The organism is Thermus sp. CCB_US3_UF1 (assembly GCF_000236585.1).
Taxonomy (GTDB): Bacteria; Deinococcota; Deinococci; order Deinococcales; family Thermaceae; genus Thermus.
On sequence record NC_017278.1, the window covers coordinates 1,886,128 to 1,905,892 of the forward strand.

The window sequence follows — 19,765 nt, forward strand, 5'->3', positions numbered from 1 at the left end:
GACCCTCTAAGCCTCCTCCCCCCTTGACAGGGGTCTTTAGGTCTGGTAGTTTTTTCTTTGCGCTGCCTGGGAGGCGGCGGGGGATCTTGAAAGCTGGGGTGGCGAGTGATGCGGTTGTGAGCCGTACGGCAGTGCGGCTCTGTAGGGTCAAGATGCTAAGGGCCCACGGTGGATGCCTTGGCACCCGAGCCGATGAAGGACGTGGCTACCTGCGATAAGCCAGGGGGAGCCGGTAGCGGGCATAGATCCCTGGATGTCCGAATGGGGGAACCCGGCCTGTGGGAACACAGGTCACCGCCGTTTGGCGGGGGGAACCTGGGGAACTGAAACATCTCAGTACCCAGAGGAGAGGAAAGCGAAAGCGACTCCCTGAGTAGCGGCGAGCGAAAGGGGAAGAGCCTAAACCGTCCGGCTTGTCCGGGCGGGGTTGTGGGGCCCTCGGATACCGAATCCCTGGTCTAGCCGAAGCTGCTGGGAAGCAGCGCCAGAGAAGGTGAAAGCCCTGTAGGCGAAAGGCTTAAGGGATAGGTGAGGGTACCCGAGTACCCTGTGGTTCGTGGAGCCATGGGGGAATCTGGGCGGACCACCGCCTAAGGCTAAGTACTCCGGGTGACCGATAGTGAACCAGTACCGTGAGGGAAAGGTGAAAAGAACCCCGGGAGGGGAGTGAAATAGAGCCTGAAACCGTGGGCTTACAAGCAGTCGCGGCCCCTTTGCGGGTTGCGGCGTGCCTATTGAAGCATGAGCCGGCGACTCACGGTCGTGGGCGAGCTTAAGCCGAGGAGGCGGAGGCGTAGGGAAACCGAGTCCGAAAAGGGCGGAGGCGGGCCGCGTGCGGCCCGCGCAGTCCGCGGCCGTGGACCCGAAACCGGGTGAGCTAGCCCTGGCCAGGGTGAAGCTGGGGTGAAACCCAGTGGAGGCCCGAACCGGTGGGGGATGCAAACCCCTCGGATGAGCTGGGGTTAGGAGTGAAAAGCTAACCGAACCCGGAGATAGCTGGTTCTCCCCGAAATGACTTTAGGGTCAGCCTCAGGTGCTGACTGGGGCCTGTAGAGCACTGATAGGGCTAGGGGGCCCACCAGCCTACCAAACCCTGTCAAACTCCGAAGGGTCCCAGGTGGAGCCTGGGAGTGAGGGCGCGAGCGATAACGTCCGCGTCCAAGCGCGGGAACAACCGAGACCGCCAGCTAAGGTCCCGAAGTCTGGGCTAAGTGGGAAAGGATGTGGCGTCGCTGAGACAGCCAGGAGGTTGGCTTAGAAGCAGCCATCCTTTAAAGAGTGCGTAATAGCTCACTGGTCGAGTGACGCTGCGCCGAAAATGATCGGGGCTTAAGCCCAGCGCCGAAGCTGCGGGTCTGGGGGGCAACCCTCAGGCGGTAGGGGAGCGTTCCCGATGCCGATGAAGGCCGACCCGCGAGGGCGGCTGGAGGTAAGGGAAGTGCGAATGCCGGCATGAGTAACGATAAACAGGGTGAGAATCCCTGTCGCCGTAAGCCCAAGGGTTCCTACGCAATGGTCGTCAGCGTAGGGTTAGGCGGGACCTAAGGTGAGGCCGAGAGGCGTAGCCGAAGGGCAGCCGGTTAATATTCCGGCCCTTCCCGTGGGTGCGATGGGGGGACGCTCTAGGCTAGGGGGACCGGAGCCATGGCTGAGCCCGGCCAGAAGCGCAGGGTGGGAGGTAGGCAAATCCGCTTCCCAGAAGCTCTGCGTGGTGGGGAAGCCCGTAAGGGTGACAACCCTCCGAAGCCAGGGAGCCAAGAAAAGCCTCTAAGCACAACCCACGGGAACCCGTACCGGAAACCGACACAGGTGGGCGGGTGCGAGAGCACTAAGGCGCGCGGGAGAACCCTCGCCAAGGAACTCTGCAAGTTAGCCCCGTAACTTCGGGAGAAGGGGTGCTCTTCGGGGCGTCCTTTGGGCGCCCTAGGGGAGCCGCAGTGAACAGGCTCTGGCGACTGTTTACCAAAAACACAGCTCTCTGCGAACTCGTAAGAGGAGGTATAGGGAGCGACGCTTGCCCGGTGCCGGAAGGTCAAGGGGAGGGGTGCAAGCCCTGAACCGAAGCCCCGGTGAACGGCGGCCGTAACTATAACGGTCCTAAGGTAGCGAAATTCCTTGTCGGGTAAGTTCCGACCTGCACGAAAAGCGTAACGACCGGAGCGCTGTCTCGGCGAGGGACCCGGTGAAATTGAACTGGCCGTGAAGATGCGGCCTACCCGTGGCAGGACGAAAAGACCCCGTGGAGCTTTACTGCAGCCTGGTGTTGGCTCTTGGTCGCGTCTGCGTAGGATAGGTGGGAGCCTGTGAAGCCGCCCTTTCGGGGGCGGTGGAGGCGCCGGTGAAATACCACCCTGATGCGGCTGGGGGCCTAACCCAAGGGATTGGGGACAGCGCTTGGCGGGCAGTTTGACTGGGGCGGTCGCCTCCTAAAGGGTAACGGAGGCGCCCAAAGGTTCCCTCAGGCGGGACGGAAATCCGCCGGAGAGCGCAAGGGTAGAAGGGAGCCTGACTGTGAGGCCTGCAAGCCGAGCAGGGGCGAAAGCCGGGCCTAGTGAACCGGTGGTTCCGTGTGGAAGGGCCATCGATCAACGGATAAAAGTTACCCCGGGGATAACAGGCTGATCTCCCCCGAGCGTCCACAGCGGCGGGGAGGTTTGGCACCTCGATGTCGGCTCGTCGCATCCTGGGGCTGAAGAAGGTCCCAAGGGTTGGGCTGTTCGCCCATTAAAGCGGCACGCGAGCTGGGTTCAGAACGTCGTGAGACAGTTCGGTCTCTATCCGCCACGGGCGCAGGAGGCTTGAGGGGGGCTCTTCCTAGTACGAGAGGACCGGAAGGGACGCACCTCTGGTTTCCCAGCTGTCCCTCCAGGGGCATAGGCTGGGTAGCCATGTGCGGGAGGGATAACCGCTGAAAGCATCTAAGCGGGAAACCTGCCCCAAGATGAGGCCTCCCACGGTGTAAAGCCGGTAAGGACCCGGGAAGACCACCCGGTGGATGGGCCGGGGGTGTAAGCGCCGCGAGGCGTTGAGCCGACCGGTCCCAATCGTCCGAGGTCTTGACCCTTATGGCCCTGATGGCGCCACCCCAGCCGGGATCCCCCGCCCCCAAGGGCGGTGCGGGGATTTTGAAAAGCAAAACACGAGAATCCCCCGTGCCCATAGCGGCGTGGAACCACCCGTTCCCATTCCGAACACGGAAGTGAAACGCGCCAGCGCCGATGGTACTGGGACCGCAGGGTCCTGGGAGAGTAGGTCGGTGCGGGGGATTTTTCCTTGCGGGAGTAGCTCAGTCGGTAGAGCACGACCTTGCCAAGGTCGGGGTCGCGGGTTCAAGTCCCGTCTCCCGCTCCAGCCTGGCCCCCCGGCACCATGCCGGGGGGTTTGTCTTTTTGGCCACCTTGTGGGGCAAGGAGGCGGGTAGTATAGTCCGCAAAGGGGGAAAGATGAAGCTTTTGGACAACTACGGGCGCATCATCAAGGACCTGCGCATCTCCGTCACCCCCCGGTGCAACCTGCACTGCCTGTACTGCCATCCCTTGGGCCTGGAGATGGCCGAGCCTCCGGGCACCTTGACCGTGGAGGAGGTGGAGCACTTCCTCGAGGCCGCCTCCTTGCTGGGCCTTTCCGCGGTCCGCTTTACGGGCGGGGAGCCCCTGGTGCGCAAGGAGCTGCCGCGGATGATCGAGCGGGCCCGGAGCAAGGAGGGCATTGAGGACGTGGCCATCACCACCAACGGCCTCCTCTTTCCCAAAAGGGCCAAGGAACTGGTGGCTGCCGGGCTTAACCGGGTGAACATCTCCCTGGACGCCATCACCCCCGAGGTCTTCACCCGGATCACCCGCGGGGGGAAGGTGGAACGGGTCTTGGAAGCTATAGAAACTGCCTTGGAGCTGGGCCTCCACCCCGTGAAGCTGAACGCCGTGGTCATCCGCGGGATGAACGAGGAGGAGGTGGTCCCCTTGGCCCGTCTCTCCCTGGACCGCCCCCTGCACGTACGCTTCATTGAGTACATGCACCTGGACAACTCCGATCCCGAGGAGTACCGCCGCCGCTTCGTCCCTGGGTCGGAGACCAGGGGGCGGATCGAGGCGGTCTTTGGCCCCCTGGAGCCGGTTCCCCACGACCCCACCTCCCCGGCCCGGGTCTTCAGGGTCCCGGGGGCCCAAGGGACCTTGGGCTTCATCAACCCCGTCACCGAGCCCTTCTGCACCCACTGCTCCCGCCTGCGTCTGACCTCGGACAAAAAGCTTAGGCCCTGCCTGCTGACGGACCTGGAGATGGACATCGCCTGGGCCTTCGCCGCCAAGGAGCCGGTGGAGGCTCTGGTGGACGCCATCCTCATCGCCACCAACCGCAAACCCGCCTTTGGCAACACCCTGCCCACCCTGCGGAAGCGGGTCATGCTGGGGATCGGCGGATAGCCTGGAAGGTGGCGAGAAGGACCAGCGAAGCCCCCAGGAGGCCCGAAAGGCCTAGCCTTTCCCCCAGGAGCAAGAAGGCGAAGAGGGTGGCCCAGACGGGCTCCAAGGTGTAGAGGATAGCCGCCTGGGGCGCCGGCACATACCGCTGTCCCCAGGTCTGCAGCCAGGTGGTGAGGGCGGTGGCCATCACCCCCAGGTAGAGGACCGCTCCCCAGGGCACGCCCTCCAGGCGCACCCCCTCGGCCAGGGTCCAGGGCAGGGCCAAAAAGGCGGTGCCAAAGACCTGGACGACGGTGAGGGGCAGGGCGGGAAAGGCCTTGGCGTGGACCTCGAGGCGCACGATGTACAGGGCATAGGTCAGGGCGGTGAGGAGGGTCCAGAGGTCGCCCAGGTTCAAGGGGGGCTGGCGGGGGTCGTAGGAGAGGAGCCCCACCCCCAAAAGGGCCAGGAGGGCGGCAAGCCACACCCCAGGCACCCTCCTTCCCACCAGGCTCAAGAGCAAGGGGACCAGGACCACGTTGAGGGCGGTGATGAAGGCGCTGCGGCTGGCAGAGGTGTAAAGGAGGCCCACCGCCTGGGAGGCATAGCCCAGAAGGAGCCAGAAGGCCAGCTCCAGCCCAGGGCCCCACACCCCCCGGGGCAGACGGAAGGCCCAGGGCAGGAAGAAAAGGCTAGCCAGGAGGAAGCGCAGGAAGACCAGGAGGCTTGGCGGCATCTCCGCCACCGCCCCCTTCACCACCACAAAGGTGGTCCCCCAGAGCAGGGTCAAGAGGTTGAGGGCCAACAGGCCCAGGGCGTAGCCGCGCATGGCCTAAAGTGTATAGCATGGTGCCCACCCCACCCGAGGTGCGCCAGGCCCTGGAAGCGGGCCTCCTCGCCCACCTTCACCACCCCGACCCCAGCTACCAAGACCTCCTGCAAAACTACCCCCGCCGGGGAGGAAAGATGCTCCGGGGCCTCCTCACGGTATATGCGGCCTTGGCCCACGGGGCCCCATGGGAAGGGGCCCTTTGGGCCGGGATTGCCCTGGAGCTTTTCCAGAACTGGGTGCTGATCCACGACGACATTGAGGACGGCTCCGAGGAGCGCCGCGGTGCCCCCGCCCTCCACCGCCTCCACCCCATGCCCCTGGCCCTCAACGCCGGGGATGCCCTGCACGGGGAGATGTGGGGCCTCTTGGTGCAAGGCCTAAGGGAAGGCCACCTCTCCCCCAGAGTCCTGGAGGAGTTCCACCAGGTGGTGCGCCGCACGGCCTACGGCCAGCACCTGGACCTCCTTTGGACCCTCTCGGGCCGGCTGGACCTCACCCCGGAGGACTACGTCCGGATGGTGGCCCACAAGGCCGCCTACTACACCGCCGTGGCCCCTTTGCGGCTTGGGGCCCTGCTGGCCGGGCAGGAGCCCCCTCCGGCCTACGAGGAGGGGGGGGTGAGGCTCGGGGTGGCCTTCCAGATCGTGGACGACGTGCTGAACCTCGAGGGCGGCGAAGGCTACGGCAAGGAACCCGCAGGGGACCTCTACGAGGGCAAGCGGACCTTGATCCTCATCCGCTTCCTACAGACCTCCTCCCCCGAGGAGCGCCGCCGGGCGGAAGCCCTCCTGTCCCTCCCCCGGGAGGCGAAGCCCGAGGGGGAGGTGCGCTGGCTTTGGGAAAGGCTTCTGGCCTCCGGGGCCGTGGCCTGGGCCAAGGCCGAGGCCGGGAAACTCTGGGCCCAGGGCCAGGAGGCCCTCTGGCCTCAGCTTGCCGCCCTGCCCTGCCAGGAAGCGGTGGAAAGGCTCAAGGGCCTTCTCCATGCCCTGGTGGAGCGCAGGGCATAATGGGGCCATGGAAGGCGTACGGTTCAAGCTCATCACCGGGAACGATCCCGACATTTTCCAAGAACGCCTCAACCGCTTCGTCCAGGACCTGCCGGAAAACGTGGTGCTGGTGGAGGTGAAGTTCTCCGTGGCCGAAGGCCCCTCTCCCCTCTTCGCCGCCCTTTTGCAGTACAAGGAAGTGGAGGCGTGGCGGGAGTAGGGGCCTTCCTCTTTTACCTGGCCCTCCATGGGGAGGCCAAGCGGGAGGCGGTGCGGGCCCGCTTTCCCCGGCTGGTCCCCCTCCTGAAGGCCCTGGGGGAGGCGGTGGAGGTGCAGGGGGAGACGTTCCGCTTGGTTAGCCCCTTGCGCCTTTCCTGGTTCGCCCCCCTTTTCCAGGAACACTACTCCCCCCTCCTGACCCAGGAGGAACGGGCGCTGGCCTGGGAAAGGCTCCTCGAGGCCGCCCACGCCTCAGCGGAAGCCCAGGAAGCCCTCTTGGAAGGGAAGGGGCTTCTCCGGGTAGCCCAAGCCTTCCAGGAGGGAAGCCTCGCCCTCCTCCGAGGGGCTTACCGGGAGGCCCTCCACCGTTACGGGGAAGGCCTGGGCCTCTTGGAAAGGGCCGCCCTCCCCTTCCCCGCCACCGCCCTAGCCCTCCTCGCCCTGGCCCAGGAAGGGTTCCGCCCCGGGGGCAAGGGGCGGGAAACCGCCAGAAAGGCCCTGGCGCGCGCCCAAACCCCCTTTGCCCGGCACCTGGCCGAGGCCCTGCTGGCGGGAAATTCGCTTTCCGAGGTGTTGGGAGGAACCCTTGACGGGAACCTAAGAAAGGGCTAACATACTCTACCGGGGTTAGGTACCCCAAGGAGGCTAGACCATGACGAAACTCCTAAAGGGTTTCGCCGCCGGCTTGCTGTTGGTTTTCGGCCTTGCCCTGGCCCAAGGGCAACCCCAAATGGTCCTGGTCACGGAAAGCCCCAAGCCTTTCGCCCAAACCGTAGAGGCCTTCAAGGCCGAGGTGAAGGCCGCGGGGTGGAGCATCCTCAACTACCACAACATGGCCGGGATCCTCTCGGAAAAGGGGTATACCCTGCAGCCCATCCTCATCTTTGACGTCTGCTCCGGCCGCTACAGCGCCCGCATCCTGGCCAAGGACGAGTACCGCTTCATCTCCGCCTTCATGCCCTGCCGGGTAAGCATCTACCAGACCTCGGGCGGCAAGGTTTTTATCGCCCGCATGAACGCCGCCGCCTTCGCACCCATGCTGCCCAAGGAAGTGGCCGAGGTGATGGCGGCCTCCAGCCAGGAAATTGAGGCCATTATCGCCAAGGTGGTGGGCAAGTAAGAGAGGTGCCTGGCTCTTACGGGCCCAGGGGTTCCCTGGGCCCTTTTCGTACCCCCAAGCCCTTTCCCTCCCCTCCCCCGGGGGTAGAATGGCGGGCATGAGTGGGGGGCTAAAGCGCCTCTACCTGGCCCGGCCCCGGGGCTTCTGCGCCGGGGTGGTGATGGCCATTGAGGCGGTGGAACGCTGGGCCGAGGCCCTGAAGGACCGGGGAGAGGTGGTGGTCTACCACGAGATCGTCCACAACCGGGTGGTGGTGGACCGCCTGCGGGCCAAGGGGGTCCACTTTGTGGAGGACCTGGAGGAGGTCCGGCGCCTGCAGGCGGCCAGGCCCCTGGCCGGCACCCTGATCTTCTCCGCCCACGGCCACCCCCCCCAGGTGCGCCGGCAAGCGGCGGAGATGGGGCTTTCCATCCTGGACGCCACCTGCCCCCTGGTGACCAAGGTGCACACCGAGGCCCGGCGCTACGCCCAGGAGGGGTACTGGATCCTCCTCATCGGGGACTCCGCCGACCACCAGGAGATCAAGGGCACCTACGGGGAGGCCCCGGACAGGACCATCCTGGTGGCGGTGCACACCCACGTGGGCAAGGACCCCCGCCTGGCTGACCCCCGGACCGTGGAGGTGCCGGACCCCGAGCGGGTGGTGGTCCTCACCCAGACCACCCTGAGCGTGGACGACACCCTGGCCACCATCGCCCTCCTCAAAGCCCGCTTCCCCAAGCTGGTGGTCCCGGCCCGCAAGGACCTCTGCTACGCCACCCAGAACCGCCAGGAGGCGGTGAAGCGCATCGCCCCCCATGTGGACGTTTTCCTGGTGCTCACCAGCCCCCACTCCTCCAACGGCATGCGCCTTCTGGAGCTGGCGGAGAGCCTGGTGGGCCGGGCCTACCGCCTGGAGACGGCCAAGGACCTGAAGGAGGCCTGGCTCCAGGGGGCCGAGAGCGTAGGGGTGACCTCGGCGGCCAGCACCCCCGAGGACCTGGTGGAGGAACTGGTGGCCCTATTGAGGGCGCGGAACCCGGGCCTGGAGGTGATCGAGGAGGGGGAGTGGGAGGAGATCGCCTTCCGGGAGCCCAGGCTCCTTGCCCCGGAGGAGGTCTTAGGGGATGTTTGACCACCGCCTCTCCGTGGCCCCCATGGTGGACCGCACCGACCGGCACTTCCGCTTCCTGGTGCGGCAGGTAAGCCGGGGGGTGCGCCTCTACACGGAGATGACCGTGGCCCTGGGGGTGCTTCGGGGGAACCGGGAACGGCTCCTTCGCTTCCACCCGGAGGAGCACCCCCTGGCCCTGCAGCTGGCGGGGAACGACCCGAGGGTCCTGGCCGAGGCGGCCCGCATCGGGGAGGCCTGGGGGTACGACGAGGTCAACCTGAACCTGGGCTGTCCTTCGGAAAAGGCCCAGGAAGGCGGGTACGGGGCCTGCCTCCTCCTGGACCCCGGGCGGGTGGTGGAAATCCTCCGCGCCATGGCCGAGGCGGTGCGGATCCCGGTCACGGTGAAGATGCGCCTGGGCCTCGAGGGCCAGGAAACCTACCCCGCCCTGGCCGGCCAGGTGGCCCGCTTCGCCGAGGCGGGGGTGAGGGTGTTCATCGTCCACGCCCGCAGCGCCCTCCTCCACCTCTCCACCCGGGCCAACCGGGAGGTCCCCCCCCTGCGCCACGGGTGGGTCTACCGGCTCAAGGAGGACTTTCCCGGGCTCACCTTTGTCCTCAACGGGGGGGTGCAGAGCCTGGAGGAGGCCTTGGTCCACCTCCAGCGGGTGGACGGGGTCATGCTGGGCCGGGCGGTCTACCAGGACCCCTTCCTCCTGGCCGAGGCCGACCGGCGGGTGTTTGGCCTTTCCCACCGGGCAAGCCGCCTGGAGGTGGCCCGGCGCATGCGGGCCTACCTGGAGGAGGAGGCGCAAAGGGGGGTTCCCCCCTGGGCGGGGCTCAGGCACATGCTCTCCCTCTTCCGCGGCCAGCCGGGAGGGCGGCTTTGGCGCCGCCTCCTCTCCGAGGGGCGCTCCCTAAAGGCCCTGGACCGGGCCCTAAAGCTTCTGGAGGAGGTAGACCAGGAGGGCCAGGAGCAGGAACCAGGCCCAAAGGGGCAGGCGGAAGCGGCGGACGGGCTGGCCCGTGGCCGGGTCTAGGGGTGCAGGAGGGCGCATCTTGAGCCGGGTGGCCCGCTTCAGGTGGGCCACCATCTTGTCCAGCTCCCCCCTGCGCTTGTAAAGGGCGGCCAGGTTCTCGTGAAGGAGGGGGTCTTCCGGGGCCAGCTTCAGGGCCCTTTGGTAGAAGTCCCAAGCCGCCTCCAGCTCCCCCCGCTCCAGGTGGAGGGTACCCAGGTTGGTGAGGGCCCGGTGGTGCTCGGGGTCCAAGTCCAAGGCCTTGCGGAAGCGGGCTTCCGCCTCCTCTCGCCGCCCCTCCCCCACCGCCTTCACCCCCAAGACCACCTCCCGCTCGGCGGCGAAAAGGGGGTCTTCCAGGCGTTCGGGGTCCTCCTGCAAAAGGGAAAGCCCAGCCAGGAGCCGCTCCCGGAGGCCCCCAGGGAAGCCTTCGGCGTAGGCCTGGGCCTCGAGGTAGGCCTTGGCCCGAAGGAAGCCAAGAAAGCGGAGGAGGGCCACCGCCTCCCCATCCCCCCCCAGGGCGCGGGTTTTGAGGTCGGCCAGCACGCCTTCCATCCTAGCCCAAGGCCTGGCGGTAGACCTCTAGATAAGCCCGGGCGGAAGCGGCCCAGGAGAAGTCCCGGGCCATGCCCCGAAGGCCCAGGTCCTCCGCACCCAGGCGGAAAAGGCGCAGGACCCCGTAGAGGAGGCCCTCGGGGTGGTAGCTCTGGAAGAGCACCCCGGTCCCGCCGTCCTCCACCGTGTCCTTCAGCCCCCCCACCGCCCGGGCCACGGGCGGGGTGCCGTAGCGCTGGGCGATCATCTGCACCAGGCCGCAGGGCTCAAAGCGGCTCGGCACCAGGAGCGCCTCCGCCCCGGCGTAGGCCAGGTGGGCCATGGCCTCCTCGTAGGCCTCCAGGAAGCGGACCCGGCCCGGATGGGCGGCCTCCGCCTCGCGGAAGGCCCGGGCCAGACCTTCCTCCCCCACCCCTTGGACGTAGAGGCTGAAGCCCAGCTCCAGGAGGCGGGGCAGGGCGCTTAGGACCAGGTCCAGCCCCTTCTGGGGGTCCAGCCGGCCCACGTAGGCCAGGATGGGTCCCCTAAGCCCCGTCCGCCGCCGGAAGGCCAGCCGGGCCCGGCGCTTGCCCTTCAGGTCCTCCGCGGTGTAGGGGGCGGGGAGGTAGGGGTCGCGGGCCGGGTCAAAGATCTCGGTGTCCAGCCCGTTCAGGATGCCGCGGAGCTTGTGGGCGTGGCGGCGCAGGACCCCATCCAGGCCCATGCCGAACTCCGGGGTCTGGATCTCCGCGGCATAGGAGGGGCTCACCGTGGTCACCGCCCGGGCGAAGACGATCCCCGCCTTGAGGAGGTTCACCCGGCCAAAGAACTCCAGGGCCTCCATATGGAAAAGGCTCCAGGGAAGACCGGTCCAGGCGAAGAAGGGGGCCGGGTCCACCAGGCCCTGGTGGGCCAGGTTGTGCAGGGTGAGGACGGCGGGCACCGGGGTGAGGAGGGGAAGGAGGGCCGCGGTCCAGTCGTGGGCATGGACCAGGTGGAACCCCCGGGCCACCTCCGCCGCCGCCAGGGCGAAGCGCAGGTAACGCTCGGCGTCGTCGGGGTAGCCGTAGACCCGTTCCCGGTCAAACCCCTCCACCCCCAGGAGGAGGAAGCGCACCCGCCCCTCCACCCGCTCCCCCAAGGGGGCCCGGGCCTCCGCCCCGGCGAAGCGGTAGGCCACCTCCCCCACCCCTTGGGCCTCGAGGCCCCGGTGCCAGGGGAGGAGGACGGCGGCCTCCACCCCCAAGGGCCCCAGGGCCTTGGGCAAGGCCCCCACCACATCCGCCAGCCCCCCCACCTTGACCAGGGGGTAGGCCTCCGGGGCCACGTGGAGCACCCGCATGGCCCCATGCTACCCGGGCCAGGTCAGAGGTCGGTGGGGGGCCAGACCCCCCCAGGCAGGGGGAGGGCGCCTTCCAGGTCCTCCAGGTACACGTAGGCCCAGGCCTCCAGGGGCCCCTCCTCCGTCCGCACCACCACCCGGACCCGGCGGTACTCCTCGCCCTCGTCCTCCAGGGCGTCCAGGAGGGGAAGGGCCTCCTGGGGCAGAAAGAGCACCTCCCCGTAGACCCGCCCCTCCCCCGGGACCATGGCGGGGTAGGCGTAGGGACGGGCCCCCCCGGGGGGCAGGTGGTAAAGGGCGAACCCCTCCACGTACCCGGGCAGGACCCTCTTCACCCCTTCCGCCACCAGGGGGTGGTTCCGCTCCCCCCGCTTCAGGGTGCCGTAGACGAAGACCCGCTCCACTACTCCCCCAGGAAGCGGTACCCCACCCCCACCACGGTCTCAATGAAGCGGGGGGCTTGGGGGTCGTCCTTTAGCTTTTTGCGCAGGAGGCGGATGTAGGCGTCCACCACCCGCTCCGAGCCCTCAAACTCCGGGCCCCAGACCCTCTCTAAAAGCTCCCCCCGGGTGTAGACCCGGCCCGGGGCCTGGGCCAGGGCCAGGAGGAGGTTCATCTCCGTGGCGGAAAGCCTGAGGGGCTCCCCCTCCCAATAGGCCTTCCTGGCCTCCAGGTCCAGCTCCAAGGGGCCGAAGCGCCGCCTCCCCTCCTTGCCCGCCCGGCGCAGGAGGGCCTTGATGCGGGCCAGAAGCTCCTTGAGGGAGAAGGGCTTGCCCAGGTAGTCGTCCGCCCCCTCCAGAAGCCCCTCCACCCGGCTCTCCTCGTCGGCCCGGCCCGTGAGGAGGAGGACCGGCAGGAGGGGGTCCAGCTCCCGCAGGGACTTTAGGACCTCGAGGCCCTCCAGGTCGGGAAGCCCCCGGTCCAGGACCACCAGGTCGGGCTTGGGGGCTTTCCAGGCCTGCGCCAGGGCCTCTCGCCCCGTGCGCACCCAGGCCACGGAAAACCCCTCCCGCTCCAGGAAACGCTTGACCAGCTCCCCCACTTGCGGATCGTCCTCTACGCAGAGAATACGCGCCATAAATCCCGAATATCCCTTTCCTAACGTCCCAAGATCAGAACCACCCCTGGGTATTCCCCTTCGGGCAAACCCAGCAACCGGGCCACCCCTTCGTCGTAGAAGGTTTCCGCCGGATAGGCCGCCAGGCTTTGGGCGATGGCGGAAAGGAAGACCAGGCTTGCCGCATAACCGGCCTCGAGGAGAGCATACCGGTAGCCGCGCAGGCCAAACAAGGCCTCGCTGCGCTCGGGCACCAGGGTAAGCACCAGCCAAGCCGCCACCCGCTCCAGGGAAAGGCCCAGAAGGGCCTCGGACCAGGCCCCCTCGTCCAGCCGGGCGGCGATCTGGAAGAGCTGGTGCTCCTTGGGGAAGTAGTGGTAGACCCCGGGGAAGACCCCCTCCACCCGGCGCACCACCAGGTAGGCCTCCAAGGGGTAGGCCTCCCCCGCCGAGGGGAAGCCCCGCCCCCCCTCCCGCTCCGCCAAGGGAAAGAGGATCTGGGAAAGGTCCTTGAGGGTCAGGGCCGCCCCCACCTGGGGCAGGGCCGGCCGGAGGTGGGCCAGGGCCCGGAACACGGGGGCTCCCCCCTCCAGCCTGGGGGCGGGCAGGGCCTGGGTTTCCAGGGGGTTGGCGTAGACCTTGGCCCGGGGCCTGCGCCTTAGGGGAAGCTCGTCCCCGGGGCCCAGCCGGGAAAGGCGGTAGAAGAGCTTGCCCGGGTGCTTCTCCATGGCTAGAAGCGGTACCCCTTGGGCACCACCACCACCCCTTCCGGGGTCACGGTGAAGCCCCGGGCCCGGTCGGCCTCGAGGTCGTAGCCGATCTCGGTATGGGGCGGGATCCTCACGTTCTTGTCGATGATGGCGTTTCGGATGCGGCAGTAGCGCCCCACCTCCACGTCGTCAAAGAGCACGGAGCGCTCCACCAGGCTGTAGGAGTTCACCCGCACCCGGCGGAAAAGGACCGACTCCCGCACCGTCCCCCCGCTCACGATCACCCCCCCGGCCAGGAGGCTGTTGAGGGCCCGGCCCACCCGCTCCCCGGTCTCATGGACGAACTTGGCGGGGGGGCTGAAGAGGTTGGCCGTGCGCAGGGGCCAGTCGGGGTTGAAGAGGTCAAACTCGGGGATGACCTTGACCAGGTCCATGCTGGCCTCAAAGTAGGCGTCCAGGGTGCCCACGTCCCGCCAGTAGAGGTTGGGACCCTCCTGGCCGGGGATGGGGTTGCGGTGGAAATCGTAGGCGTAGACCCTATACCCCTCCTTGAGGGCCCGGGGGATCACGTCCTTGCCGAAATCGTGGCTGCTGGCCTCGTCCCGGGCGTCGGCCTCCAGGAGCTCAAAGAGGGCCTCGGTGCGGAAGATGTAGTTGCCCATGGAGGCCAGGGCCAGGTGGGGCTTGCCGGGGATGGGCCTAGGGGTCTTGGGCTTTTCCTGGAACTCGGTAATGCGCCACTCCTCGTCCACCTGCAAGACGCCGAAGCGGCTAGCCTCCTCCACGGGCACGGGGTAGGCGGCGAGGGTGATGTCCGCCCGCTTCTCGTAGTGGTAGTCCACCATGTGGCGGACGTTCATCTTGAAGATGTGGTCCCCCCCGAAGATGGCCACGGCCTGGGGGGCGTGGTTGTGCACCAGGTGGAGGTTCTGGTAGATGGCGTCCGCGGTACCCCGGTACCAGACGGGCCCCAGCTCCTCGTAGCGGTACATCTGGGCGGGCACGAGGAGGATGAAGTGGTCCTGCAGGAAGGCGCCGAAGCGCCAGTAGCGCTGGATGTGCTCCGTGAGGGACTGGGCCTTGTACTGGGTGAGGACGTAGATGGCGTAGATGCCCGAGTTGACGAAGTTGTTGAGGACGAAATCGATGATGCGGTACTTGGCCCCAAAGGGCACCGCGGGCTTGGCCCGTTTGGCGGTAAGGGGGTAGAGGCGGCTTCCCTGCCCCCCCGCCAGGATCATGCCCAGCACCTCCACCTTGACCATGAAATCCCTCCTTTGCCGGTAGTTTACCCCAACTCCTCCTGGGCCCAGGTCCAGGTATAGTGGGGCCGATGCGGGTTCACGCCCTCGCCTGGTTCACCCCCCCCACCCTGCCCCAGCCCGCCCCGCCCTTCTTTGGCCAGGAGCGGGCCCTGAAGGCCCTCGAGGCCGCCTTCCGCCAGGGGGGGCACGGCTACCTGGTGGGGCCAAGCGGCCTGGGCAAGAGGAAACGCCTCCTGGCCTACCTGCAGGACCGCACCTTCCCCAAGGAGGAACTGGTCTACCTCCCCCTGGGGGAGGAGGCCTTCCCCCTCCTCCTGGGGGCGGGCCAGGGCCGGGCCCTGGTGGAGGGGGTGGAGTCCCTCCTGGCCGACTTCACCCCCGCCCTTTTCCGGGAAAAGGGCTTCCTCTACGCCAAAAGCCTGGTGGAGGCCCGGCACGAGAAGGAGGCGGAAGCCCTCCTCAAGGGCCTGGCCGCGGAGGCCGAGGGGTACGGGTTCGCCCTCACCGAAGGGGAGGAAGGCCTGAGGCTTTCCGGCAAGGGGCCCTTGCCGCCGGAGCTTTCCGCCAGGCTGGAGGAGACGGTCTTGGCCTACGTGGACGTGCGGCAGAGGGCCGAGGCCGAGGTGGCGGCCCTCAGGCGAGGCTTTGCCGAGCGCTTCCTCCTGCCCAAGGCCCAGGAGCTGAAGGGGCGCTTCCCTGAGGCCGGGCGGTACCTGGACTGGGTTTTGGAAACCCTCCTGCGGGCCGCCGCCCTGGAGGAAGAGCCCGAGGTGGAACGCCTCCTGCCCAGGCTCTTGGTGGAAGGGGGGGAGCGGGTGGTCTACGAGCCCAACCCCACCCCGGAAAGGCTTTTTGGCCACCTGGAGTACGAGGTGCAAGAAGGGGTCCTTTCCACCCACCTGGGCCTCCTCCGCCCCGGGGCCCTGCACCGGGCCAGCGGGGGGGTTTTGGTGCTGGAGGCCCACCGGGTATGGGAGCTGGGCAGCTACGCCCCCCTGAAGCGGGCCCTGGCCACGGGGGAGGTGGAGCCCTTGGCCCCCCGCCCCGAGGTCAAGGGGCCTAGGCTCAAACCCGCCCCTCTCCGGGCCCAGGTCTTCCTGGTGGGGCCGCCCGAGGTGGTGGCCTTCCTGGAGGAGGACGAGGAGTTTTTGGAACTTTTCCCTTTCCGGGTGGAGTTCAGCCCGGAAATCCCCTACACCTCGGAGAACGTGGCCTATCTGGGGGGGTTCCTGGAAGCGGAGGGCATCGCCCTGACCCCCGAGGGCCTGGCCGCCCTGGCCGACGAGGCCCGGCGGCTTGCCGGGCACAAGGAGCGGCTGGATGCCCGGATCTACCGCCTTTTGGACCTGGCCCGGGAGGCCCAGGCCCTGAAGCGGCCCCTGGACGGCCCCGCGGTGCGGGAAGCGGTCCGGGGCCGGGAGGAACGGTTCGCCCTGGAGGAGGAACTCTACCTTCAGGACCTCCGGGAGGGCGTGGTGGCCCTGGAGGTGGCGGGGGAGCGGGTAGGGGAGGTGAACGGCTTGGTGGTGCTGGAGGGCCCGGTGCCCCTGGGGCGCCCGGTGCGCATCACCGCCCAGGCCGGCCCCGGGCGGGAGGGGATCCTCTCCATCGACCGGGAGGTGGGCCTGGGGGGGCAGGTCTTCCACAAGGCCGTCCTCACCCTGGCCGGGTACCTGCGGGGGGCGTACGCCCAGGTGGGGGCCCTTTCCGCCACCGTAAGCCTGGTGTTTGAGCAAAGCTACGGGGGGATTGAGGGGGACTCGGCGGGCCTGGCCGAGCTTCTGGCCGTCCTTTCGGCCCTCTCCGGCCTCCCCCTAAGGCAGGACCTGGCGGTCACGGGGGCCATCGACCAGACGGGGCGGGTGCTGGCGGTGGGCCGGGTGGCGGAGAAGGTGGAGGGGTTTTACCGGGTCTGCAAGACCCTAGGCCTCACGGGAAGCCAGGGGGTGGTCCTCCCCAGGGCGAACCTACCCCACCTCACCCTGAGGCCCGAGGTGGTGCGGGCGGTGGAGGAGGGGCGCTTCCACGTGTACGCGGTGGCGGAGGTGGACGAGGCCATGGAGCTCCTCTTTGGCCGCAAGGCCTACTGGGTGCACGAGAAGGTGCGGGAGGCCCTGGCCCACTTCCAGACCCTGGAAAACGGCGAGGGGGAGAAGGGCTAGCTACCGCCCGGGCTCCAGGAGGAGGGTCCTTCCCCCTGGCCCCAAGCCCATGGCCAGGTAGGCGCCCCTGGCCCAAAGGGGGAGGAGGTCAGCGTAGTGGGGGGAGAGGAAATGGCCCGACTGGCCCATGGGGTGGATGAACCAGGAGGCCTCGAGGTTGGCCAGGTCCAGGATCTGGCGGTAGCTGGGGCCGTGGTCCATGCGCAGGGAAACGGGGTCAAAGGGCCCCACGTTGACCGTGTAGCGGTCGCCGCCGAAGGGGACCGCCCGGTCGCTGAGCCGCCGCAAGGGGGTGTGGGTGAGGACCGCGTGGGGGAAGGTGGCCCGGTGGACCTCCCCCCAGGTCCTGGCCCCCAAGGAGGCCTTGCGGTCCAGGGCCCGCTCCAGGGCCAAGGCGGCAAAGTCCAGGCAGGTTTCCTTTGGCTCGGTTTCCGGCTGGTCGCAGTTGGGGTCCCCCTCCTTGAGGGCCTTCAGGAGGTAGCGGGGCTCATCCCAGTAGGCCTCCCCCACCTCCCGCTCGGGCAGGCGGGTGAGCTCGGTGTACCAGAGGGCGAAGACCAGGGCCTCCTCCGAACCCGCGGCCATGGTGCCGTCCCAGGCCAGTAGCCTCTCCCGCCAGGCCCGGCCCCCCTCGGAAAGGGGGGACAAAAGCTCCAGCACCGGGCGGAAGTCCCGGTACAGGAGGCTTTTTTGGTCCTGCTGGATGGCCTTCATATCCTCCAGGGAAAGCTTCTCCTTGGCCAAGAGCATCTCCCTGATCCGCTCCGCCCGGTAGGGCTCCGCCCAGTCGTAGGTGAGGGCGTAGGGGAAGCCGGGCGGGGTGACCTTGTGGTTGGCCGTCACCAGGAAGCCCTCCGGGGGGTTCAGGACCTGGGGCCACGCCTCCGGGGGGCGGTAGCCCAGCCAGTCCCACTCCCCGTTCCCGGGCACGGGCACCATGCCGGTGTGCCCCTCCTTGCGGATGGGGAACTTCCCCGGGGCGATGTAGCCGATATTCCCATCCACGTCGGCGTAGACGAAGTTTTGGCTGGGGGCGGAGTAGGGGCGGAGGGCCTCCTTGAACTCTTCCCAGTTCCCCGCCCGGTTGATGCCCAAATAGGCCATGAGGAGGTGGTCCTCGGGATCCAGGCTCACCCAGCGCAGGGCCATGGGGGTCTGGGGGGGGTCCTGCAGGGCGTCGGTGATCACCGGGCCGTAGAGGGTTTCCCGCACCTTAAGGACCTCCTCCTTTCCCCCCTTGATCCGGATCCGCTCCTCCCGCACCCGGTAGGGGACCACCTGGCCCCTATACCGGTACCCCTTCCCCCCCACCTCCTCCAGGAGGTAGAGGTCCTGCACGTCCGCCCCCACGTTGGTCACCCCCCAGGCGATGCGCCCGTTGTGGCCGATCACGACCCCCGGCACCCCTGGCAGCGTGGCCCCGATGGCGCGGTAACCGGGGCCCTCGAGGGCCATGAGGAACCAGAGGCTGGGAGCCCCCAGGCCCAGGTGGGGGTCGTCGGCCAGGAAGGGCTTTCCCGTGACGGTGCGGCTTCCCGCCACCACCCAGTTGTTGCTGGCCTCCAAGGCCCGGGGCGGGGCCAGGCGCAAAAGGGCGCTTGCGGCCTCCTCCCGCTTCAGCCCGAGGCGGAGGTCCTCGGCCCGCAGGATGGTGGGGGCGTCCTCGGGATAGGGGGGGAGGAGTTCCAGAAGCCGCTCGGGGCTTATCCCCCGGGCCAGGAGGCGGTGGCGCTTAAGCTCCTCCTCCCAGTTCCCCGAGAGGTCAAAGCTCATCATCTTGGCCCAGACCAGGACATCGGGCCCCGTCCAGGGCTCGGGGCGGAAGCCGAGGAGGCGGAACTCCGGGGGCAAGGGGGCCCCGCTCGCCAAAAAGGCGTTTACCCCCGCCACATAGGCCTCCACCACCCGCTTTTCCTCAGGGTAAAGCCTGGCGTAAGCCGCCTGGGCCGCCCGGTAAAAGCCCCAGGTGCGCAGGAAGCGGTCCTGGGCCAAGGTGGCCTCCCCCAAGACCTCGGAAAGCCGCCCCTGGCCCACCCGGCGCTGGAACTCCATCTGCCAAAGCCGCTCCTGGGCGTGGACGAAACCTTGGGCGAAGAAGAGGTCCTCCAGGGTAGCGGCCCTGACCCGCACCACCCCCCGCCCATCCCGCACCACCTCCACCGGGGCGGAAAGGCCCTTTAAGCTCAGGCGCCCTTCCCCCTGGGGCAAGGAGGCCCGCAACAGGAAGTAGAGGCCCAAGCCCGCAAGGAGCGAAAGCCCTGCCCCAATGCCCACAAGCCAGGCCAACGCCTTGAGGAAGCGTTTCATAGTTGGACGGAGCATACCATAGGTCCATGGACCTCCTGCGCGCTTCCCTTAGCGGCCTCCTCCTGGGCCTCCTCTTCCACCGCCTGGGCCTTCCCGGGGGGGCGGTGGTGGGGGCCATGCTGGGCACCGGGCTCCATCAGCTCCTCCTCCCCCCTGCCCCCACCCCCAGGGGGCTGGACCTTTTGGTCCAACTCCTGGCGGGGATCCTGGTGGGGCTTGCCTTCCGCAAGGATCTCCTCGCCCCCCGCCTCCTCCCCTACGCCGCCCTGGCCGCCTTGGCCTTTCTTTCCCTGGCCCTCCTCCTCTCCTTCCTCTTCGCCCGCCTCCTGGGGCAGGAGCCCCGGACCTGGCTCTTCGCCCTCGCCCCCGGGGGGATCACCGGCATGGGGCCCTTGAGCCAGGCCGAGGGGGGCAACCCTGCCCTGGTGGGGGTGTTCCACACGGTGCGGGTCTTCCTCCTCTTCCTCCTCCTTCCCGTCCTGGCCCGCCTCCTGCGCTAGGCTAGGGACATGCGGCTGGAGTTCGTGGAAAACGGGCCCATACGGGTAGAAGGAAAGCGCTTTGTGGTCCGGGTAGGGGAACGGGAAGAGGTCCTGGAACGGCCCCGCCTCTCCCTTTGCCGCTGCGGGGGTTCGGGGAAGAAGCCCCTTTGCGACGGGACCCACGCCCGCATCGGCTTCCAGGCCCCGGGTGGGGTGGTGGAGGTGGAGGAAGGGGACTGAC

The 19,765-nt window shown here is 68.1% G+C and carries 18 protein-coding genes, 1 tRNA gene and 2 rRNA genes; 13 read left to right on the plus strand and 8 right to left on the minus strand.

Annotated elements, in window-relative coordinates; translation table 11 throughout:
* Window positions 1-145: 145 nt before the first annotated feature.
* From TCCBUS3UF1_RS09375 to moaA, 4 genes are all read left to right on the plus strand, one after another.
* Window positions 146-3,064: ribosomal RNA gene (locus tag TCCBUS3UF1_RS09375) — 23S ribosomal RNA — on the plus strand.
* A gap of 84 nt (window positions 3,065-3,148) precedes the next feature.
* A 5S ribosomal RNA gene (gene rrf / locus TCCBUS3UF1_RS09380) occupies window positions 3,149-3,265 on the plus strand.
* 10 nt (window positions 3,266-3,275) lie between these two features.
* Window positions 3,276-3,351 (plus strand) — tRNA-Gly (locus TCCBUS3UF1_RS09385).
* 92 nt (window positions 3,352-3,443) lie between these two features.
* The gene (gene moaA, locus TCCBUS3UF1_RS09390; protein ID WP_014516269.1) at window positions 3,444-4,421 is read left to right on the plus strand and encodes a GTP 3',8-cyclase MoaA; all 978 of its coding nucleotides are present in this window, start codon (window positions 3,444-3,446) and stop codon (window positions 4,419-4,421) included.
* On the opposite strand, the gene TCCBUS3UF1_RS09395 is transcribed toward moaA, so the two are convergent.
* A complete protein-coding gene (locus tag TCCBUS3UF1_RS09395) occupies window positions 4,399-5,229 on the minus strand; it encodes a DMT family transporter (protein WP_014516270.1) in 831 nt (276 codons plus the stop codon). The genes moaA and TCCBUS3UF1_RS09395 overlap by 23 nt on opposite strands.
* 17 nt (window positions 5,230-5,246) lie before the next feature.
* On the opposite strand from TCCBUS3UF1_RS09395, the gene TCCBUS3UF1_RS09400 reads away from it, so the two are divergent.
* From TCCBUS3UF1_RS09400 to dusA, 6 genes are all read left to right on the plus strand, one after another.
* The gene (locus TCCBUS3UF1_RS09400; protein ID WP_014516271.1) at window positions 5,247-6,239 is read left to right on the plus strand and encodes a polyprenyl synthetase family protein; all 993 of its coding nucleotides are present in this window, start codon (window positions 5,247-5,249) and stop codon (window positions 6,237-6,239) included.
* A 7-nt stretch (window positions 6,240-6,246) separates the two neighbouring features.
* Window positions 6,247-6,438 (plus strand): hypothetical protein, encoded by a 192-nt coding sequence (locus TCCBUS3UF1_RS09405; protein WP_041433867.1) that lies wholly within the window; start codon window positions 6,247-6,249, stop codon window positions 6,436-6,438.
* Window positions 6,426-7,049: a hypothetical protein gene (locus tag TCCBUS3UF1_RS09410; protein ID WP_014516273.1), complete on the plus strand. Its 624-nt coding sequence runs from the start codon at window positions 6,426-6,428 to the stop codon at window positions 7,047-7,049. The genes TCCBUS3UF1_RS09405 and TCCBUS3UF1_RS09410 overlap by 13 nt, the downstream gene beginning before the upstream one ends.
* A 40-nt stretch (window positions 7,050-7,089) precedes the next feature.
* Window positions 7,090-7,557: a DUF302 domain-containing protein gene (locus TCCBUS3UF1_RS09415; protein WP_014516274.1), complete on the plus strand. Its 468-nt coding sequence runs from the start codon at window positions 7,090-7,092 to the stop codon at window positions 7,555-7,557.
* 88 nt (window positions 7,558-7,645) lie between these two features.
* Entirely contained in the window at window positions 7,646-8,671 is a 1,026-nt protein-coding gene (ispH, locus tag TCCBUS3UF1_RS09420) for a 4-hydroxy-3-methylbut-2-enyl diphosphate reductase (RefSeq protein WP_014516275.1), read from the plus strand.
* Window positions 8,664-9,689 carry a tRNA dihydrouridine(20/20a) synthase DusA gene (gene dusA, locus TCCBUS3UF1_RS09425; protein WP_014516276.1) on the plus strand — a complete coding sequence of 342 codons (1,026 nt, stop codon included), beginning with the start codon at window positions 8,664-8,666 and terminating at the stop codon, window positions 9,687-9,689. The genes ispH and dusA overlap by 8 nt, the downstream gene beginning before the upstream one ends.
* Here the strand turns inward: dusA and TCCBUS3UF1_RS09430 are convergent.
* Genes TCCBUS3UF1_RS09430 through glgC form a run of 6 tightly spaced genes read right to left on the minus strand, consistent with a single transcriptional unit; the run spans window position 9,588 to window position 14,573 of the window.
* On the minus strand, window positions 9,588-10,220 hold the full coding sequence (locus TCCBUS3UF1_RS09430; protein ID WP_041433868.1) for a tetratricopeptide repeat protein: 633 nt from the start codon (window positions 10,218-10,220) through the stop codon (window positions 9,588-9,590). The two genes, dusA and TCCBUS3UF1_RS09430, sit on opposite strands and share 102 nt — an antisense overlap.
* Window position 10,221: 1 nt before the next feature.
* Entirely contained in the window at window positions 10,222-11,541 is a 1,320-nt protein-coding gene (locus tag TCCBUS3UF1_RS09435) for a glycogen synthase (RefSeq protein WP_041433869.1), read from the minus strand.
* Between the two features lie 23 nt (window positions 11,542-11,564).
* Complete coding sequence (locus TCCBUS3UF1_RS09440; protein WP_014516278.1) at window positions 11,565-11,945, minus strand: gamma-glutamylcyclotransferase; 381 nt, start codon at window positions 11,943-11,945, stop codon at window positions 11,565-11,567.
* Window positions 11,945-12,619, minus strand: coding sequence for a response regulator transcription factor (locus TCCBUS3UF1_RS09445; RefSeq protein ID WP_041433870.1), 675 nt, complete (start codon window positions 12,617-12,619; stop codon window positions 11,945-11,947). Before TCCBUS3UF1_RS09445 ends, TCCBUS3UF1_RS09440 begins: the two co-directional genes overlap by 1 nt.
* A 20-nt stretch (window positions 12,620-12,639) precedes the next feature.
* Window positions 12,640-13,326 (minus strand): SagB/ThcOx family dehydrogenase, encoded by a 687-nt coding sequence (locus tag TCCBUS3UF1_RS09450; RefSeq protein WP_014516280.1) that lies wholly within the window; start codon window positions 13,324-13,326, stop codon window positions 12,640-12,642.
* 2 nt (window positions 13,327-13,328) lie between these two features.
* On the minus strand, window positions 13,329-14,573 hold the full coding sequence (gene glgC / locus TCCBUS3UF1_RS09455; RefSeq protein ID WP_014516281.1) for a glucose-1-phosphate adenylyltransferase: 1,245 nt from the start codon (window positions 14,571-14,573) through the stop codon (window positions 13,329-13,331).
* A 68-nt stretch (window positions 14,574-14,641) separates the two neighbouring features.
* Between glgC and TCCBUS3UF1_RS09460 the strand changes: the two genes are divergently transcribed.
* Window positions 14,642-16,735, plus strand: coding sequence for an AAA family ATPase (locus TCCBUS3UF1_RS09460; protein WP_014516282.1), 2,094 nt, complete (start codon window positions 14,642-14,644; stop codon window positions 16,733-16,735).
* On the opposite strand, the gene TCCBUS3UF1_RS09465 is transcribed toward TCCBUS3UF1_RS09460, so the two are convergent.
* Window positions 16,736-19,042 carry a penicillin acylase family protein gene (locus TCCBUS3UF1_RS09465; protein ID WP_014516283.1) on the minus strand — a complete coding sequence of 769 codons (2,307 nt, stop codon included), beginning with the start codon at window positions 19,040-19,042 and terminating at the stop codon, window positions 16,736-16,738.
* A gap of 26 nt (window positions 19,043-19,068) precedes the next feature.
* Between TCCBUS3UF1_RS09465 and TCCBUS3UF1_RS09470 the strand changes: the two genes are divergently transcribed.
* Window positions 19,069-19,542 (plus strand): AbrB family transcriptional regulator, encoded by a 474-nt coding sequence (locus TCCBUS3UF1_RS09470; RefSeq protein WP_014516284.1) that lies wholly within the window; start codon window positions 19,069-19,071, stop codon window positions 19,540-19,542.
* Between the two features lie 9 nt (window positions 19,543-19,551).
* On the plus strand, window positions 19,552-19,764 hold the full coding sequence (locus TCCBUS3UF1_RS09475) for a CDGSH iron-sulfur domain-containing protein (RefSeq protein WP_014516285.1): 213 nt from the start codon (window positions 19,552-19,554) through the stop codon (window positions 19,762-19,764).
* Window position 19,765: the final 1 nt, after the last annotated feature.

Bases quoted from the DNA above. Each gene is read 5' to 3' on its own strand.
- moaA (WP_014516269.1), top strand. From the start codon at position 3,444: ATGAAGCTTTTGGACAACTACGGGCGCATCATCAAGGACCTGCGCATC.
- TCCBUS3UF1_RS09395 (WP_014516270.1), bottom strand. From the start codon at position 5,229: ATGCGCGGCTACGCCCTGGGCCTGTTGGCCCTCAACCTCTTGACCCTG.
- TCCBUS3UF1_RS09400 (WP_014516271.1), top strand. From the start codon at position 5,247: ATGGTGCCCACCCCACCCGAGGTGCGCCAGGCCCTGGAAGCGGGCCTC.
- TCCBUS3UF1_RS09405 (WP_041433867.1), top strand. From the start codon at position 6,247: ATGGAAGGCGTACGGTTCAAGCTCATCACCGGGAACGATCCCGACATT.
- TCCBUS3UF1_RS09415 (WP_014516274.1), top strand. From the start codon at position 7,090: ATGACGAAACTCCTAAAGGGTTTCGCCGCCGGCTTGCTGTTGGTTTTC.
- ispH (WP_014516275.1), top strand. From the start codon at position 7,646: ATGGCGGGCATGAGTGGGGGGCTAAAGCGCCTCTACCTGGCCCGGCCC.
- dusA (WP_014516276.1), top strand. From the start codon at position 8,664: ATGTTTGACCACCGCCTCTCCGTGGCCCCCATGGTGGACCGCACCGAC.
- TCCBUS3UF1_RS09430 (WP_041433868.1), bottom strand. From the start codon at position 10,220: ATGGAAGGCGTGCTGGCCGACCTCAAAACCCGCGCCCTGGGGGGGGAT.
- TCCBUS3UF1_RS09435 (WP_041433869.1), bottom strand. From the start codon at position 11,541: ATGCGGGTGCTCCACGTGGCCCCGGAGGCCTACCCCCTGGTCAAGGTG.
- TCCBUS3UF1_RS09445 (WP_041433870.1), bottom strand. From the start codon at position 12,619: ATGGCGCGTATTCTCTGCGTAGAGGACGATCCGCAAGTGGGGGAGCTG.
- TCCBUS3UF1_RS09450 (WP_014516280.1), bottom strand. From the start codon at position 13,326: ATGGAGAAGCACCCGGGCAAGCTCTTCTACCGCCTTTCCCGGCTGGGC.
- glgC (WP_014516281.1), bottom strand. From the start codon at position 14,573: ATGGTCAAGGTGGAGGTGCTGGGCATGATCCTGGCGGGGGGGCAGGGA.
- TCCBUS3UF1_RS09460 (WP_014516282.1), top strand. From the start codon at position 14,642: ATGCGGGTTCACGCCCTCGCCTGGTTCACCCCCCCCACCCTGCCCCAG.
- TCCBUS3UF1_RS09465 (WP_014516283.1), bottom strand. From the start codon at position 19,042: ATGAAACGCTTCCTCAAGGCGTTGGCCTGGCTTGTGGGCATTGGGGCA.
- TCCBUS3UF1_RS09470 (WP_014516284.1), top strand. From the start codon at position 19,069: ATGGACCTCCTGCGCGCTTCCCTTAGCGGCCTCCTCCTGGGCCTCCTC.
- TCCBUS3UF1_RS09475 (WP_014516285.1), top strand. From the start codon at position 19,552: ATGCGGCTGGAGTTCGTGGAAAACGGGCCCATACGGGTAGAAGGAAAG.